The organism is Paenibacillus nanchangensis (assembly GCF_046543445.1).
Taxonomy (GTDB): Bacteria; Bacillota; Bacilli; order Paenibacillales; family Paenibacillaceae; genus Paenibacillus_AQ; species Paenibacillus_AQ nanchangensis.
This window is the reverse complement of record NZ_JBHOFD010000030.1, coordinates 33,337-48,672: the sequence shown is the minus strand read 5'-3', so window position 1 is coordinate 48,672 and position 15,336 is coordinate 33,337. Positions and strand designations below refer to the sequence as shown.

At 57.2% G+C, this 15,336-nt stretch carries 11 protein-coding genes and 1 pseudogene; 5 read left to right on the top strand and 7 right to left on the bottom strand.

Annotation, left to right across the window (positions count from 1 at the left end; translation table 11 throughout):
- The first annotated feature begins 279 nt into the window (after positions 1–279).
- Complete coding sequence (gene acnA, locus ACE6ED_RS21830; RefSeq protein ID WP_410829532.1) at positions 280–3,018, top strand: aconitate hydratase AcnA; 2,739 nt, start codon at positions 280–282, stop codon at positions 3,016–3,018.
- A gap of 102 nt (positions 3,019–3,120) precedes the next feature.
- On the opposite strand, the gene ACE6ED_RS21825 is transcribed toward acnA, so the two are convergent.
- Positions 3,121–4,425, bottom strand: coding sequence for a Gfo/Idh/MocA family protein (locus tag ACE6ED_RS21825; RefSeq protein ID WP_410829531.1), 1,305 nt, complete (start codon positions 4,423–4,425; stop codon positions 3,121–3,123).
- Between the two features lie 139 nt (positions 4,426–4,564).
- Here ACE6ED_RS21825 and ACE6ED_RS21820 point away from each other — a divergent pair, with 139 nt between their 5' ends.
- Positions 4,565–5,410 carry a helix-turn-helix transcriptional regulator gene (locus ACE6ED_RS21820; protein WP_410829530.1) on the top strand — a complete coding sequence of 282 codons (846 nt, stop codon included), beginning with the start codon at positions 4,565–4,567 and terminating at the stop codon, positions 5,408–5,410.
- 180 nt (positions 5,411–5,590) lie between these two features.
- Here the strand turns inward: ACE6ED_RS21820 and ACE6ED_RS21815 are convergent, their stop codons facing one another.
- Complete coding sequence (locus ACE6ED_RS21815) at positions 5,591–6,334, bottom strand: IclR family transcriptional regulator (protein ID WP_410829529.1); 744 nt, start codon at positions 6,332–6,334, stop codon at positions 5,591–5,593.
- Positions 6,335–6,636: 302 nt separating this feature from the next.
- On the opposite strand from ACE6ED_RS21815, the gene ACE6ED_RS21810 reads away from it, so the two are divergent.
- Positions 6,637–7,668 (top strand): alpha/beta hydrolase, encoded by a 1,032-nt coding sequence (locus ACE6ED_RS21810; protein WP_410829528.1) that lies wholly within the window; start codon positions 6,637–6,639, stop codon positions 7,666–7,668.
- Positions 7,669–7,851: 183 nt separating this feature from the next.
- The gene (locus ACE6ED_RS21805) at positions 7,852–9,072 is read left to right on the top strand and encodes a superoxide dismutase (protein ID WP_410829527.1); all 1,221 of its coding nucleotides are present in this window, start codon (positions 7,852–7,854) and stop codon (positions 9,070–9,072) included.
- A 188-nt stretch (positions 9,073–9,260) separates the two neighbouring features.
- Here ACE6ED_RS21805 and folE read toward each other — a convergent pair whose 3' ends face one another.
- From folE to ACE6ED_RS21785, 4 genes and pseudogenes are all read right to left on the bottom strand, one after another.
- Complete coding sequence (folE, locus tag ACE6ED_RS21800; protein ID WP_410829526.1) at positions 9,261–9,854, bottom strand: GTP cyclohydrolase I FolE; 594 nt, start codon at positions 9,852–9,854, stop codon at positions 9,261–9,263.
- Positions 9,855–9,913: 59 nt separating this feature from the next.
- On the bottom strand, positions 9,914–10,171 hold the full coding sequence (locus tag ACE6ED_RS21795; RefSeq protein ID WP_410829525.1) for a YneF family protein: 258 nt from the start codon (positions 10,169–10,171) through the stop codon (positions 9,914–9,916).
- A 504-nt stretch (positions 10,172–10,675) separates the two neighbouring features.
- Positions 10,676–11,908: pseudogene (gene queG / locus ACE6ED_RS21790) on the bottom strand (tRNA epoxyqueuosine(34) reductase QueG); the annotation flags it as partial.
- 512 nt (positions 11,909–12,420) lie between these two features.
- Positions 12,421–12,840, bottom strand: coding sequence for a GNAT family N-acetyltransferase (locus ACE6ED_RS21785; RefSeq protein WP_410829524.1), 420 nt, complete (start codon positions 12,838–12,840; stop codon positions 12,421–12,423).
- A 437-nt stretch (positions 12,841–13,277) separates the two neighbouring features.
- On the opposite strand from ACE6ED_RS21785, the gene ACE6ED_RS21780 reads away from it, so the two are divergent.
- On the top strand, positions 13,278–13,886 hold the full coding sequence (locus tag ACE6ED_RS21780) for a superoxide dismutase (protein ID WP_410829523.1): 609 nt from the start codon (positions 13,278–13,280) through the stop codon (positions 13,884–13,886).
- A 192-nt stretch (positions 13,887–14,078) separates the two neighbouring features.
- Here ACE6ED_RS21780 and mutY read toward each other — a convergent pair whose 3' ends face one another.
- Positions 14,079–15,284 (bottom strand): A/G-specific adenine glycosylase, encoded by a 1,206-nt coding sequence (gene mutY, locus ACE6ED_RS21775; RefSeq protein WP_410829522.1) that lies wholly within the window; start codon positions 15,282–15,284, stop codon positions 14,079–14,081.
- Between the last annotated feature and the right edge of the window lie 52 nt (positions 15,285–15,336).

Below are 15,336 nucleotides of genomic sequence, written 5' to 3'. Positions count from 1 at the left end.
CCATCCGTCTCTTCTATATATATGAACTCCGTACCGCCGTTATACGATTGGTGCGGCGCGGGGATGAAGCGCGGTGCCGGTACCCGGCGCGGCTCTGGCGAGTGTCCGGGTTAACCGGATACAGCAGGGGATCAGGAAGCGGTAATGCTATGCAAACCGGTGCTTTTTTCCGCCAAAAAACAGGAAAAAACCCTTTACTCAACTGTATGTAACCGTTATACTTAATAGTAAAGATAATTTGAAATTATGTTTCATCAGATGAAACAAGGAGGCTCGTTCATGCCAACCAAGGATCAGTTTTCGTTGTCCCGCACGCTGGAGGCGGGCGGCAAATCGTATCGCTATTATCATCTCCAATCCCTTGAAGAGCAGGGCTTGGGCAAGATTTCTTCCCTCCCCTTCTCTATTAAAGTACTGCTTGAAGCCGCGGTCCGCCAATTTGACGGACATGCGATTACCGAAGAACATGTGAAGCAGCTTGCCGCCTGGGCGGACGGGGGCGGACGGAACAAAGAGATTCCGTTTATTCCCGCACGTATCGTACTGCAGGATTTCACCGGCGTTCCCGTCGTGGTTGACCTTGCGGCCATGCGCGACACCGTGAAGAAGGCCGGCGGCGATCCGAAACAGATCAACCCGCTTGTTCCGGTTGACCTTGTTATCGACCACTCTGTAATGGTTGACGCGTTCGGCACCAAGGACGCGCTTGAATACAATATGAATGTCGAATTTGAACGGAATGAAGAACGTTATCGTTTCCTGCGCTGGGCGCAGACGGCATTCAACAATTTCCGCGCCGTTCCGCCGGCTACCGGTATCGTGCACCAGGTGAACCTGGAGTATCTTGCATCGGTAGCCGCAACCAAGACGGTTGGCGATGAAACGGTTGTTTATCCTGACTCGCTGGTAGGTACGGACTCCCACACTACCATGATTAACGGTCTTGGCGTCGTAGGCTGGGGCGTCGGCGGTATCGAAGCCGAAGCCGGCATGCTGGGGCAGCCGCTGTATTTTGTTACCCCTGAAGTCGTAGGTTTCAAACTTACAGGCAGCCTGGTGGAAGGGGCTACTGCCACCGACCTTGCGTTGACCGTAACCGAAATGCTCCGTAAAAAGGGTGTTGTCGGCAAATTTGTTGAGTTCTTCGGTCCGGGTCTCGGCAACATCAGCCTGGCCGACCGGGCGACGGTCGCCAACATGGCGCCGGAATACGGGGCTACCGTCGGCTTCTTCCCTGTGGACGACGAGACGTTGTTCTACCTGCGCAGCACCGGCCGCTCCGACGAACAGGTGAATCTGGTTGAAGCTTACTACAAGGCTCAGGGCATGTTCCGTACGGCGGACACGCCGGACCCGGTATTCAGCGACATCATCGAGCTCGACCTTGCTTCGGTCGTTCCAAGTCTCGCCGGACCCAAACGTCCGCAGGACCGGATCGAACTGACGCAGATGAAGGACAACTTCAACGGCATTATCCGCACGCCGGTTGACAAAGGCGGGTACGGCCTGAGCGACGAGAAGATCGCTCAAGAGGTTGAAATCACCCACAAGAACGGCAGCAAGAGCCAGCTTAAGACCGGCTCGGTCGTTATCGCGGCGATCACAAGCTGTACAAACACTTCCAACCCTAGCGTTATGCTCGGCGCGGGACTTTTGGCCAAAAAAGCGGTTGAACGCGGATTGACCAAGCCGGGTTACGTCAAGAGCAGCTTGACGCCAGGTTCCCTGGTCGTTACCGAATATCTGGAGAAAGCGGGCTTGATGGAGCCGCTGGAGGCGCTTGGCTTCCACGTGGCCGGATACGGCTGCGCTACCTGTATCGGCAACTCCGGACCGCTGCCGGATGAAGTCAGCGAAGCGATTGCCGACAACGACATGACCGTCGCAGCCGTCATCTCGGGCAACCGGAACTTTGAAGGACGTGTCCATGCCCAAGTCAAAGCCAACTACCTGGCTTCTCCGCCGCTCGTAGTCGCTTATGCGCTTGCGGGTACGGTGAATATCGATCTGGCGAACGAGCCGATCGGCTACGATCCGCAAGGAGAGCCGGTATATCTGAAGGATATCTGGCCGTCCACCGCTGAGATCCGCGAAGCCATCGGCCTGTCCGTCAGCCCGGAAATGTTCCGCCGCAAATACGAAAATGTCTTTACCGCCAACGAACGCTGGAACTCGATTCCGGTGCCGGAAGGCGAGCTGTACGAGTGGGATGAAAAGTCCACTTACATCCAGAACCCGCCGTTTTTCGAGAACCTCGCGGACGGCCTCGGCGACATCGAGAACATCAAGAGCGCCCGGGTGCTGGCGCTGCTCGGAGATTCCGTTACCACGGACCATATCTCTCCGGCCGGCAACATCTCCCCGTCGAGCCCGGCGGGCGAATATCTGCGCGAACGCGGCGTAGAGCGCAAAGACTTCAACTCCTACGGCTCGCGCCGGGGCAACCATGAAGTGATGATGCGCGGCACCTTCGCCAACATCCGTATCCGCAACGCGGTTGCACCGGGTACCGAAGGCGGCGTTACCACCTTCCTGCCGAGCGACGAGGTGATGTCCATTTACGATGCCTCCATGCGCTATCAGGCTGCCGGCCAGAATCTGGTCGTCATTGCCGGCAAGGAATACGGTACAGGCAGCTCCCGCGACTGGGCGGCCAAAGGCACGCTGCTGCTTGGCGTTAAAGCCGTCATCGCCGAGAGCTTTGAGCGGATTCACCGCAGCAACCTGGTCGGCATGGGCGTGCTCCCGCTGCAGTTCCAGGAAGGCCAAGGATGGAGCAGCCTAGGCCTGACCGGCCGGGAGACGTTCGAGATCACCGGTCTCAGCAATGCGGTGCAGCCGGGTGAAGAACTGACCGTCACCGCGACGCGCGAGGACGGCACCCAGTTCGACTTCCCTGTTACCGCCCGTCTGGACAGCATGGTCGACATCGACTACTATCGCAACGGCGGCATTCTGCAGACGGTACTCCGCCAAATGCTGGCGGATGCGGCACCTTCCACTGCTAGCGCCGAATAATTAATAACTAAGAACGGCAGCAGGCCGGCTAAGGAGTTTTCCCTAGCCGGCCTGCTTTTTTAATGCGATGAAATGGAACGGATAGAGCTGAAAATCTCCCCGTTATTGCTGAGCCGGGCCGTGAAAACGGACAAGCTCGTCGATGCGGACCGGCTGGCCGGTGCGAATCGAGCGGTTGGCCGCAATCCCCGTCAGAATGGAGCGTGCGCCATCCACATGATCTGCGCTGCGCCGGAACTCGTCTTCTCCCGGCACGCCAAAAATATCGTTCAGAAGCACCGGATCGCCGCCCCCGTGTCCGCCAACGCCTTCTTCTACTTCAACCTCGTACGGAGCGCCAAACATCGGGTAAACGATAATCGATTTGCCTTTAAGCGCGCCTTCCAGCGCTTTGTCGCCGCCCGAGTTAACGTAGGACTGCTCGACAATCTGCATTTCCATCCGGCCTTTGGTGCCGTTAAAAGCAATCCGGTAGCCCTCCCAAGGCAGGTACGCGTTCAGCGAGTAGGTCAAAATCGCCTGATTGCGGTAGCGGACCATCACGCCCATCGTGTCCTCGATGCTGATACCGTCTCCGAACACGCTTTGGTCGCGCCGGTAGCCGTCCTCATGCTCCGCATCCAGATACAGCGCTTTGAGGTGGTCGTTGTTGTCAAGCCGCAGCGCAAACGGATCGCCTTCGGCGTTCGGATGGCCTGTCGCCCGGTCATAGAAACGGGTTACGCCCCGCTGCTCGGCGTTTTCCCGTCCGTAGAACAATAAATCCCCAAAAGCAAACACCGTCTCCGGCTGCGAGCCGATCCAGAAATTCACCAGGTCGAAGTGATGGGTCGACTTGTGCACCAGCAGTCCGCCGCTGTTGCGTTTGTCGCGGTGCCAGCGCCGGAAATAGTCCGCGCCGTGCTGCGTATTCAGCAGCCATTCAAAATGGACCGACGTCACTTTTCCGATCGCGCCGTCGCGGATCAGCTCCCGGGCTTTGGTATGGTGCGGCGCGTACCGGTAATTAAACGTTACCCGCACCTTACGTCCAGTCCGTTCGACAGCGTCTAGAATCTCCTGGCATTTTACCTCATCCACGGTCATCGGCTTTTCGGTAATCACATCACAGCCCAGCTCAAGCGCCCGGATAATATACGTATGATGGGTCCGGTCGACCGTAGTGACAATAACCGCATCCGGCCGCTCCGTCTCGATCATCCGGCCGAAATCGGCGCTAGCATACATGCGGACCTCGGAATATCCGTATTTGTCCTGCAGCAGTTTGTTTGTGTATTTCATCCGCGTTTCATTGATATCGCAAATCGCCACCAGTTCGGAGGTTTCCGAATAATCCCGTGCGATTGCGCCGTAAAAAAATTCCGCTCTGCCGCCCGTGCCCACCAGTACATATTTTTTCTTCGCCATATGCCCTCATCCTCCCAAATGTAAGCCGCTGCATACCTCAAGATTAGCGCAAAACACACGTGATATTCGCCGCTTTTATTGACTATTTCGCAGGAATGCCGCATAATTTGCGGTAACTTTTGACGAAGAAGGGATGGACATGAGCGAAGACCACACCGTATACGGGGAGAAGGATTCCGCACTTTCGGTGGAGCATACCCGGCGCACGGCTCCGTTTCGGATGGATATTGACCATTATCATGACGTCTACGAAGTGTATATGCTGTTAGAGGGGGAACGGCGGTATTTTATCCGCGACCGTTCTTATCTGATCAAGGAAGGCGATCTGGTGTTTATCGGCCGGGGCGACTTGCACAAAACCTCGGATGGAAGCACGCCGCAGCATGAGCGGATTGTATTTTATTTTGATAACGCTTTCGTTCAGCGGCATGGCGGCCCGGACAGCGACTTTCTGCTGTCCCCTTTCCGGCGCAGCCATCCCGTATGCCGGCTTGATTTGAAGAACCGGATGGCCGCACTCTCCGCAGCCGGGAGACTTGTGCACGAAATGAAAAACCGCGAGCCCGGCTCGGGACTCGCGATTCGCCAGAATATCCTGGATCTCCTGCTGCTGTGCGCACGGCATACCGGCGGCGCGGAGGAAGAGCAGCCGGTGCTCGACACCCCGCTGTACCGCAAAATGTCCGAGGTGGCGCGTTACATCAACGACCATTACCCCGAGCCGCTGTCGCTTACCTGGCTGGCGGAGTATTTTCACATGAGTCCAAGTTATTTAAGCCGGATGTTCCGGCAGGCGACCGGGTTTGCGCTGAATGAATACATCAACATTATCCGTGTCCGGGAAGCAGAACAGCTGCTGAAGGAAACCTCACTCAGCGTTCTCGAAATTTCCCTCGCTGCAGGCTTCAACAACTTCTCCCATTTCGGCAAAACCTTTAAGCGCCACGCCAAAATGTCTCCCCGCGAGTACCGCGGAGCGCGGTAGCGGAAGGTTGCTGCGGTGCCTGGTGATGCGGTATTCGGTGCTGCGCTGCCTGGTGCTGCGCTGCTTGGTGATGCGATGCCTGACACTGTGCCTGGTGCTGCGCAGCGGTGATGCCCGGCTTGCCGCTACGCGCCTCACCGCGCAAGGAAGACACGGGGCGGCTGATGGAGGCGGCTCCCGTTACGGGATCATCAGCCCCATCTCCGCCGCTGCTTCCTTCAGTACGCCTGCGTAATCGATCAGCGTCTCTTCCGACAGGCGGTTCACCGGCCCGGACAGCGACAGCGCAGCGGCGGCGTTCCCTCCGCGGCCGAAGATCGGCACAGCAACCGCCGCCGCTCCCGGCTCCCGCTCTTCAAAGCTCGTGGCGTAACCCAGCTCGTGAATAGCCCGAAGCTGCTCCTTGTACACAGCTTTGTCCACCGATTCAGGCCAGCCAGGGCTGTCGAGCAGCGCCTGCTGCACCGCCGGCGGCGCATAGGCCGCCAGCACCTTGCTGGAGGCGCCCACCGACAGCGGCAGCCGCGCGCCGATCTGGGCGACGCGCCGGATTGCCTGCCGGCTCTGCACAGCCTGGATGCGGACGCGCTCGAAGCCGTCGCGCAGATACAGGCTGACCGTCTCGCCAAGCCGGTCGCGCAGCCGCTCCATCGCCGGCAGCAGCAGCACCGCCGGCTCGTCGCCGACCGGCAGGTGGGTCGACAGCTCCCAGATCCGGATACCGAGCCGGTACCGCTCGGTGGCGGCGTCACGAATGACAAACCCCTTCTCTTCCAGCGTTGTTAACAGACGATGTACCGTGCTTTTGTGTAGCCCGATGCTTGCGGAAATTTCAGTCAGCGACAGATTGCTCCCCTGGGTGAAGCACAGTAAAATATCAAGCGCCCGCTCTACGGCGCGTACGGTCAATTTTCGGTCTTCCACGGCAATCTCCCTTTCGTGTTTCCGGCATTTACAGGTATTGAATCCCCAGTCTTCCTCTGAATTTCGCTGAAGGCCGGCAGCTAACGTTTTTGCAGATTGATTGTTTCACCAAATGAAACTCGGTTACATTATTATTTATAGTATCTCTATCTTATGGCAAACGTCGTATCGAAGTCCAGCCTTTTCCACTGGCAAAAGTCTGGGACTCACTTTACAGTTACATTACAAAAGTCGCACTTTTATTGACTTTAGGCTTACATGATTCTACGATTAAATTGTACTAAATCTAAGGAGGGGACCCTATGGATCTAGCATCCTTAAGAACCGGCAAGCCGGTCTCCCGCCCGTCATTGGAACATAAACCGGAGACGCCCCAGCTCTCGCTGCGGATGATCCGCTTTAAGCATATCCTGGTCGCCTTGCTGCTGTCCGTGTTTTTTTTCTTTGTATTTTGTTTTATCTCCCTGCATGCCTACATCGCCTGGGTGCTGTCCAATCCGACGGTCGCTCCCATTTACTCCAACCCGATGCAGGCCAAAGGGCTGCAATACAGTGACATCACGTTCCCCGCGGCCGACGGCAGCCGGGAGATGAGCGGATGGTACATTCCGGCCGAAAATTCGTCCAAAACGATTGTGTTCAGCCACGGGTACGGCGCAAACCGTGAAGAGTCCTGGGTGCCGATGTACGATCTCGCCCATTATGCCCATCGTCTTAATTTTAACGTCGTCATGTTTGATTACGGCTTTGCTTCCGCGAACAGCAAGGATGTCGCAACCGGCGGCAAAAAAGAAAAGCAGCAGCTGCTCGGCGCCATCGCCTACGCGAAGGAGCAGGGAGCCAAACAGATTGTCGTTTGGGGTTTTTCCATGGGTGCCGGAACGGCGCTGCAGGCCGGACTGGACACCAAAGACGTCGACGCCATGATTTTGGACAGCACCTTTTTGCTGGAGCCCGACACGCTGTTCCACAACATCAAGCAGAACATCGATCTGCCGCGTCATCCGTCGCTCGACATCATGAAGATGCTGTTCCCATTGCTGAACGGCACAGGACTGGATCAGATTCCTTATAACGAAGTAAAAACGAAGGATTATCCGTTCCCGATCCTGTTCCTGCACGGCACTAACGACGACAAAGCGCCTTATCCGATCGCCGAGCTGCTGGCTTCGAACCAAAGCAATCTGTACTCCGGCTCGTGGATCGTTGAAGGCAGCCACCATGAGCTGCTGTTCCGGGAACACCCGCGCGAATATTTACGCCGTGTCTCGACATTCCTGGGCAATGTACGCCTGGCCGAACAGAGAGAAATCCGTGAAGCGCCGGGGATGTAAGGAATAAAGCAAACAGCGCTGCCCTAATGCCGGGCTTGATATGTAAACCGGGTGGAACCTAGGTTCCTTCCCGGTTTTTTTGTGCACCGCTTCATGGAATATCCATCCTGGTCTTTACATAACTGCCGGTCCAGCCTCATATATATGCGATGAATAACCAACACGGGTGGGAGGGAAAAAGACATGCTTAACCTTCACGGCTCGCCGGGACCGGCCGGGCTGCTGGAAACCATTTGGCGCCAAAAAAACCTGGAGCGGGCGCAGATCCGCTCCATACGAGCGGCCGCGCCGCACCTGGAGCCGTCTTACACGGCATGGCTGGAGGAATGGGACGCCGTGTTCGCCGCGGCGGAGGAAGCGGCTGGACGACTGAATGCGGCCTGCCGGGCTGCTCCAGCGGAGGTGCCTTCCCCGCCGGAGCTTGCCGCCCAAGCCGGCCGCCTGCGGGTGGAAAGCGCCGCCCAGACCCGGGAATTCGCCCGCCAGCTCCGCTTGGCCTTGGATCACAGCCCTGTCTTCCGCTCGCTGCCCGAGGCTGCGGAAGCGGCGGAGGCACTGCTGCAGGCATCCGGCGATTTCCCGGCCCAACTGGCGGAGCAGGCGGCAGGCCTTACAGCGTACGATGTTTACGGAGGCGTAGAGCCGCTGGCTGATGAAACCTATGCCGGCGCTGAGCAGGGTTTGGAGGCTCCGGGCGCTGCTAAGGTTTTGGACACAGGAAGCCAACCTGCCCGGTCGTCCGGAGAAGAGGACACGCAGACGAAACGCGCTCCCCGGGCGGTACCGATCGGAGGGCATAAGCTGCCGCCGCTCCCTTACCCCTACCAAGCGCTGGAGCCGTATATCGATGCAACGACGATGAAAATTCACCATGACCGGCATCACCAGAGCTATGTAGACGGGCTGAACGAAGCCGAAAAAAAGCTGGCTGAGGCCCGCAGAACAGGAGATTTCGGGCTGGTGAAGCATTGGGAGCGCGAGCTGGCTTTTCACGGTGCGGGCCATTACCTGCACACGCTGTTCTGGGACACCATGTCTCCGCAGGGCGGCGGCCGGCCTACAGGAATGCTGCTTGATGCCATAGACCAAAGCTTCGGCAGCTACGACAATTTCAAACGGCAGTTTAGCGAAGCGGCGAACCGTGTTGAAGGCGGCGGCTGGGCCATTCTCGTCTGGAGTCCGCGCAGCGGCAGACTGGAGATTTTGACTGCCGAGAAGCACCAAAACCTGTCTCAATGGGATATCATCCCGCTGCTGCCGCTCGATGTATGGGAACATGCCTACTATCTGAAGCATCAAAATAAACGCGCCGACTATATCAAAGACTGGTGGAATGTAGTGAACTGGCCTTATGTCGCTGAACGGTTCCGGACGGCATCGACCATCACCTGGACACCTTATTAGTCGCCCTTGGTCAGTCGCTCTGGTCAGTCGCCCCTGCCACTCGCCCCTGCCACTCGCCCCTGGCCGGGTCTTCCCCTCAACTGTCGGCCCGTGCGGGTGTAACCAATGTATAACCCGGTGCGGCTGTAAACGCAAAAACGGATTCCACGGCTGGGACAGCCGCTGGAATCCGTCTTGTAAAACATCTATCATTCTTTGATCAAAGCCAGGAACTCCGCCCGGGCGGCCGGGTCCTCGCGGAAGGTGCCTCTAGCGGCAGTCGTCACGGTTTTGCTTCCGGGCTTCTTCACGCCCCGGGAGCACATGCATAAATGCTCGCCTTCCACGGCAACCATCACGCCGTGCGGGTTCAGCACCTCGGTCATAATGTCGGCAATCTGTGCGGTAATACGTTCCTGCACCTGGAGTCTGCGGGTAACCGCTTCAACCAGACGCGCCAGCTTGCTCAGACCGGCAATACGTCCGCTCGGCACGTAGCCGATATGAACCTTGCCGAAAAACGGGGCCATATGGTGTTCGCACTGGCTGTAATAGACAATATCTTTTACGATAACCAATTCTTCGTGCGACTCGTCAAACGTCACACCAAGCACGTCTCTCGGATCAACCGAGTAGCCGCCAAAAATCTCCTCGTACATGCGCGTTACCCGCGCCGGCGTCTCGAGCAGCCCTTCGCGCTCGGGATTCTCGCCGATCAGTTCCAAAATCTTCTGAACATGATATTCGATCTTCTCGCGGTTCTCGCCAACTTTGCCATTTACGTAATCCTTGATGCCCCCCATGTGAAACATCCCCCTTCCGCGGCCCTGCCTATATTTCTACCCGGACCCGGTGAACTGGCTTATTTGCCTTTGCGGCCTCCGCCGCCTTTGCCTTGCGCCGGATTGCGGCGCTGCTGCGGGCTTTGGTTTTTCATCATTTGCTGCGCGCGCTGCATCTGTTTGCCGTTCAGGTTGTAGCCCATCTGCTTGGCCACCTTCTGCAGCATTTCCGGATCATTTTGCATCTTCTCCATCTGCTTGCGCAGATAGAATACGCCGATAAAGAACCCGCCAATCAGCCCCACAACCAGCGTAATAATCGGGATTACGATATCCATTCTTGTCCACCTCAACTGTTGAGTTTCTCCCTACGCACACTAGGCGCGCGAATCTATCATAGCATTTCGGAAACTGGCTAGCAATTGGAAAATCAGCCTTTCGAACCCTGTCAGCAAAAGTCTTACGCTGCTGTGTTCAAGCAGGTATCTGCAAGTCCGTCCGGATTGGTCTCTGCCCGCCCCGACAGGCTGTCACACGGCATGTTCAAGCTGGCCGTCACTGCGTGAGCAGGCCGCGTCCGGGAGGCCATAATGACGAGGCACAAGCGTCCTAACCGGACGAGCCGTAGTCCGTTCCCCAGCCAGCTCCGCTTGGAGTCCGCTGCCTCTGACTGACCTATAATGCCCTCCCTGGCAGACGGGGTTCTGCTGATTCCGCAGGTTCTGTTGGTATCGCTGGTTCTACAGGCTCTGCTGATTCTGCCGGCTCTGCTGCACCGCTGATTCCGAAGGTTCCGCTGCCCGGGATAAGCTTGCTGCTGCATCTGCCTCCGGTTAAGGCCTTGGCCCCTGCTCCTGCTCCTGCTCCTGCTCCTGCTCCTGCTCCTGCTCCTGCTTTTGCTCCGGCATCAGCTTCGCCAGCGCCCGGTTAACCCGCTCGGCCGCCTCGGCGTCCTGCTCGCGCGGCAGCGCCTCCTCCAGCGCTTGGCGTGCGGCCTCGCCGCCGATGCGTCCAAGCGCCCAGGCCGCGGCGGCCCGCAGCTCCGGCCGGGGATCGTCCAGCAGCACCTCGCGCAGCTTCGGTACCGCCGCGGCCTCCTTGAAGTTGCCCAGCGCAATCACCGCATTGCGCTGGATCGGCTTCCGGCCGCGCCAGGCCGCAGCGCTGCTGCCGAACTTCTCCTTGAACTCGCGGTTGCTGAGGTCAAGGATGGGCAGCAGCAGCGGTTTTGCCTGCTCGGGGTCCGGCAGCAGCTCCGGCCGGTGGGTCCAGGATTTGCCCCGGTTGTGCGGGCAGACGATCTGGCAGGTATCGCAGCCGTACAGCCGGTTGCCGATCTTCTCCATATACCGGTCCTCCAGGAACCCCTTCGTCTGCGTCAGGTACGAAACGCAGGCTTGTGCGTTCAGTTCCCCCGGGCCGACCAGCGCGCCGGTCGGGCAAGCATCGATACATTTCGTACAATCCCCGCAGCCTTCAGCCACAGGGGTATCGGGCGGAAACGGAAGATTGGTCACCATCTCGCCAAGGTATATCCAGGATCCCCATTTCGGGGAAATGATGGCGCAGTTTTTGCCGCTGAAGCCGATGCCCGCCCGCTCCGCGACCGCTCTGTCGACCAGCACGCCGGTATCGACCATACTCTCCAGCACCGCGTCCGGCACGCGTTCCCGGATGAAGGCCTCCAGCCGCTCTAAGGCCTCCCGCAGCACCAAATGATAATCCCTGCCCCAAGCAGACCGGGACAAAATGCCTCTACGGCTGCCCGGCTCCGACTTCGGCGGATTCTCCATCTTGGAGGGGTAAGCGACCGCGATGGCGATGATCGAGAGCGGCTGCTCTCCGCTGCTTAGGGCCGGGATAGTGCGCTTGTCCAAATCGGGTTCCTCGAACCCCGATTCATACCCCCTTTCCCGGTGCTCCTGCAGCAGTGTCTTCAAATATAGAAAGGGCTCCGCCGTCGCAAACCCGACATCATCGATGCCCAGCGACGGGGCCGCCCGCTTGATTTCTTCCTTAAGCGCTGCCCAAGGGGACGGCGGCGGCGCATAAGGTGCCTGACCGGTTGTAACCATTCGTCCGCCTCCTGACTTTCTTCATTGTTGCCGATCCAATCATCGGCTAACCCGCTTGATCCGGCGCGTAAACACCGATAGACGCAGTCTCCTGCAGCTTTTCGCAAACTTCGCAGATCCGCACTCTCACGGTTTCCGCAGTCTTTGCAGATCCGCAGTCTCACGGTTTCGGCAGTCTTCGCAGATCCGCACTCTCACGGTTTCCGCAATTTCTCGCTTCCCGCGGTTTCCGATACCCAATCCGCTTTCAACAATTCCTGCGGTTTTTCGCTATTTCCACAGCTACCCAGGTTTCCGCTGCTTTCGCATTCTTCAGTTTCCACAGCTACCCAGTCTCCGCTGTTTCCAGCCGTTTCCCGCCATTTCCCAGCGCCAGAAATCAAGGCGCTATCAATAGAAAAGCATATCTCTCCGGCAAAAGCAACGCCTGGAAAGATATGCTCAATATGAGTAAATATGCGTTCTTCCCCCGATCCTGTCCCGTTTCGCCAGGCAGACCGGTTTATGGACAATCAGCCTACAATGCTTAACTGACGGATAGATTTGAACACTTTGTTCTCTCCGTAACCCATTGCTTCGTAAAGCGGAAGCGCGGCTTCATTATGCTCGTCGCCGGCCACATAAATGCCGCTGACCTTACGTGCCATGAAACGGTTCTCCAAAGCGCTTACAAGACTCCGGCCTATCCCCTGCCGGCGGTAATCAGGATGCACGGCGATCCGGAAGAAGCAACCGTGATTCTTCTCAATCGTGCCGATCAGCGCCCCGACAATTTCCCCTTCTTCTTCCGCAACCACGATGAGGTCCGAATCCCAGGAAAGCTGACGGGAAAAAGGCTCGATGGTGTTCTCAAAGCATTCTTCTGATAAAGACACCTGCAAAAGTTCAGTCACGGGGTTACAGTCGCTTAATTGAAAGGAACGAACTTGCATCTTGTCAAAATCTCCTTGTCTCTGGCATTTGATTTACAAAAAGAAGGACTTTCCTTGACATTGTGGAGTAGAAAAAGAGCATATAACGAGGAATACCCGCTTTTACTATTATTAAAGCACATTATTCGCCCAATATCACCATTTTTCTTTAGAAAGCGCTTTATATTAAGCGTTTTCATCTCATATTCTGTCAAGATTCTATTAAATGGGAATGAAAGTGCGTCATTGTGATTTACATCACCAAACTTCTTCTAACCTCGCGTTTACATACTTCATGATTTGAAAGCGCCAACACACTTTTTAAACGTTATTGTTTGTTTAATGTTGATTTCTGGATACGAATGAGGTTTAATAAGGATAGCATGACGGGTACATATCCCATAGGTTAGATTGGAAATAACCTAAAAATTTTAAAAGAACTCAGGAGGGATTTTTCCATGGCATTTCAATTACCGGCACTTCCTTACGCGAACGACGCACTTGAACCGCACATCGACGCTTTGACGATGGAGATTCACCATGACCGCCACCATAACACTTATGTGACCAACCTGAACGCCGCACTGGAAAAGGCACCCGAACTGCAGAACAAAAGCCTTGAAGAGCTGATTTCCGACCTCAACGCTGTACCGGAAGCTATTCGTACCGCGGTACGCAACAACGGCGGCGGCCATGCCAACCACAGCCTGTTCTGGGAAACCATCGGCCCGAATGGCGGCGGTGCTCCAACTGGCGCTTTGGCTGCAGCAATTGACAGCGAGCTGGGCGGCTTCGAGAAATTTAAAGAAGATTTCACCGCAGCTGCTACAACCCGTTTCGGCAGCGGCTGGGCTTGGCTCGTAGTTAAAGACGGCAAGCTTGCCGTAACAAGCACACCGAACCAAGACAACCCGCTGATGGAAGGCGCGACTCCGCTGCTCGGACTCGACGTATGGGAGCACGCCTACTACCTGAAATACCAGAACAAACGTCCGGATTACATCAAGGCCTTCTGGAACGTTGTAAACTGGGAAGAAGTCGGCAAACGTTACGAAAACGCGAAATAAAAATATACATCTGCAAGGTAACTGCTGTCTCCATTCCAGGAGATGAAGCACCACCTGAAGCTAATACAAGAGCCTCTACCCGCCTGGTGCGGGTGGAGGCTCTTTGTTGTGCTGCCTATTTTATGAGACCAGTTGATTCACTTACAAAAAAATGCTGATGAAGCCATGCTCTCTGCTCCGTTCCTGCTTCCGTCAGATACCCGCCGGGCCTTCCGCATCCGAACCAAAATACCGGTTCAGCAGCTTCAAAAAAACATTGGGAAACGCATAGCTGCCCATATCCTCCGGGCCGATCCAGCGCTTCGGCCAGCCGGCCGGCTCGGGTTCCGGCCCGTCCGCGAACAGCTCCGGCTCCGCCTCAGGCAGCGGCCCGGACAGCCCGTACCTTGTCCGGTGCTCCGCGGCCAGCGGAATGGCCGCCTGCTCCTTGCAGCGGTATACCTTCAAGGTCCAGTGGATATGGCTGAACGTATGCTCCGCTTCCGTCCAATACTCCCGGACCTCTGCGGGAACCCCGCTGTCCGCCAGCGAACGCCGCAGCCCGTCTTCGGCCGCCGCCTCCGGCGGCGCGGGCCAATGCGGCAGCTCCCACATCCGGGCCAGCAGGCCTGTGGAAGGCCGCTGCCGGATCAGCACGCGGCCGGCGTTTGGGCCGCTTCCTTCAACAAGCGCCGCGATACGCGTCTCCGGACGCGGCGGCTTCGCTTTGGTCTTGACCGGCAGCGTCAGCTCGCGTCCCTCCAGTCTGCCTGCGCATTGCTCCATCACCGGGCAGGTCAGGCAGCGCGGCGCTTTGGGCGTGCACACAAGCGCCCCCAGCTCCATCAGCGCCTGATTGAAATGGGAGGCTTCGCCCTCCGGAATCAGCTCCGCGGCCAAGCCTTCCATGCGCACCCGCGTTTTATTTTTGGCGATATCGTCATCGATCAGAAAATAACGGGACAATACGCGCATCACATTGCCGTCCACCGCGGGTTCAGGGCGGTTAAAGGCGATGCTGAGAATCGCACCCGCCGTATAGGGGCCGACGCCCTTCAGGCCAAATACCGCCTCGCGGTCATTTGGCACGGCGCCGCCGTATCGTTCCTTGACCTCTTTGGCCGCATGCTGCAGGTTGCGGGCCCGGGAATAATAACCGAGTCCTTCCCAGCACTTCAGCACCTCTTCCTCCGGTGCCTCCGCCAGCGCGGCGATGGTCGGGAACCGTTCGATGAACCGGTTAAAGTATGGAATCACCGTCTCCACACGGGTTTGCTGCAGCATAATTTCCGATACCCAGATATAGTAGGGATCGCGGTGCCGGCGCCAGGGAAGATCCCGTTTTTGGCTATGGTACCACTCCAGCAGCCGTTCGCTGAAAAAGCGTTTCGGGTCCGTCAATCCGTCATGGGGATGCATAACCGCTCTCCTTTATTCGTAGTTGTCTTTTGACATAATCGCTGACGCTTCG

Coding starts and splice junctions, on each gene's coding strand:
- acnA (WP_410829532.1), top strand. CDS start 280: ATGCCAACCAAGGATCAGTTTTCGTTGTCCCGCACGCTGGAGGCGGGC.
- ACE6ED_RS21825 (WP_410829531.1), bottom strand. CDS start 4,425: ATGGCGAAGAAAAAATATGTACTGGTGGGCACGGGCGGCAGAGCGGAA.
- ACE6ED_RS21820 (WP_410829530.1), top strand. CDS start 4,565: ATGAGCGAAGACCACACCGTATACGGGGAGAAGGATTCCGCACTTTCG.
- ACE6ED_RS21810 (WP_410829528.1), top strand. CDS start 6,637: ATGGATCTAGCATCCTTAAGAACCGGCAAGCCGGTCTCCCGCCCGTCA.
- ACE6ED_RS21805 (WP_410829527.1), top strand. CDS start 7,852: ATGCTTAACCTTCACGGCTCGCCGGGACCGGCCGGGCTGCTGGAAACC.
- folE (WP_410829526.1), bottom strand. CDS start 9,854: ATGGGGGGCATCAAGGATTACGTAAATGGCAAAGTTGGCGAGAACCGC.
- ACE6ED_RS21795 (WP_410829525.1), bottom strand. CDS start 10,171: ATGGATATCGTAATCCCGATTATTACGCTGGTTGTGGGGCTGATTGGC.
- ACE6ED_RS21785 (WP_410829524.1), bottom strand. CDS start 12,840: ATGCAAGTTCGTTCCTTTCAATTAAGCGACTGTAACCCCGTGACTGAA.
- ACE6ED_RS21780 (WP_410829523.1), top strand. CDS start 13,278: ATGGCATTTCAATTACCGGCACTTCCTTACGCGAACGACGCACTTGAA.
- mutY (WP_410829522.1), bottom strand. CDS start 15,284: ATGCATCCCCATGACGGATTGACGGACCCGAAACGCTTTTTCAGCGAA.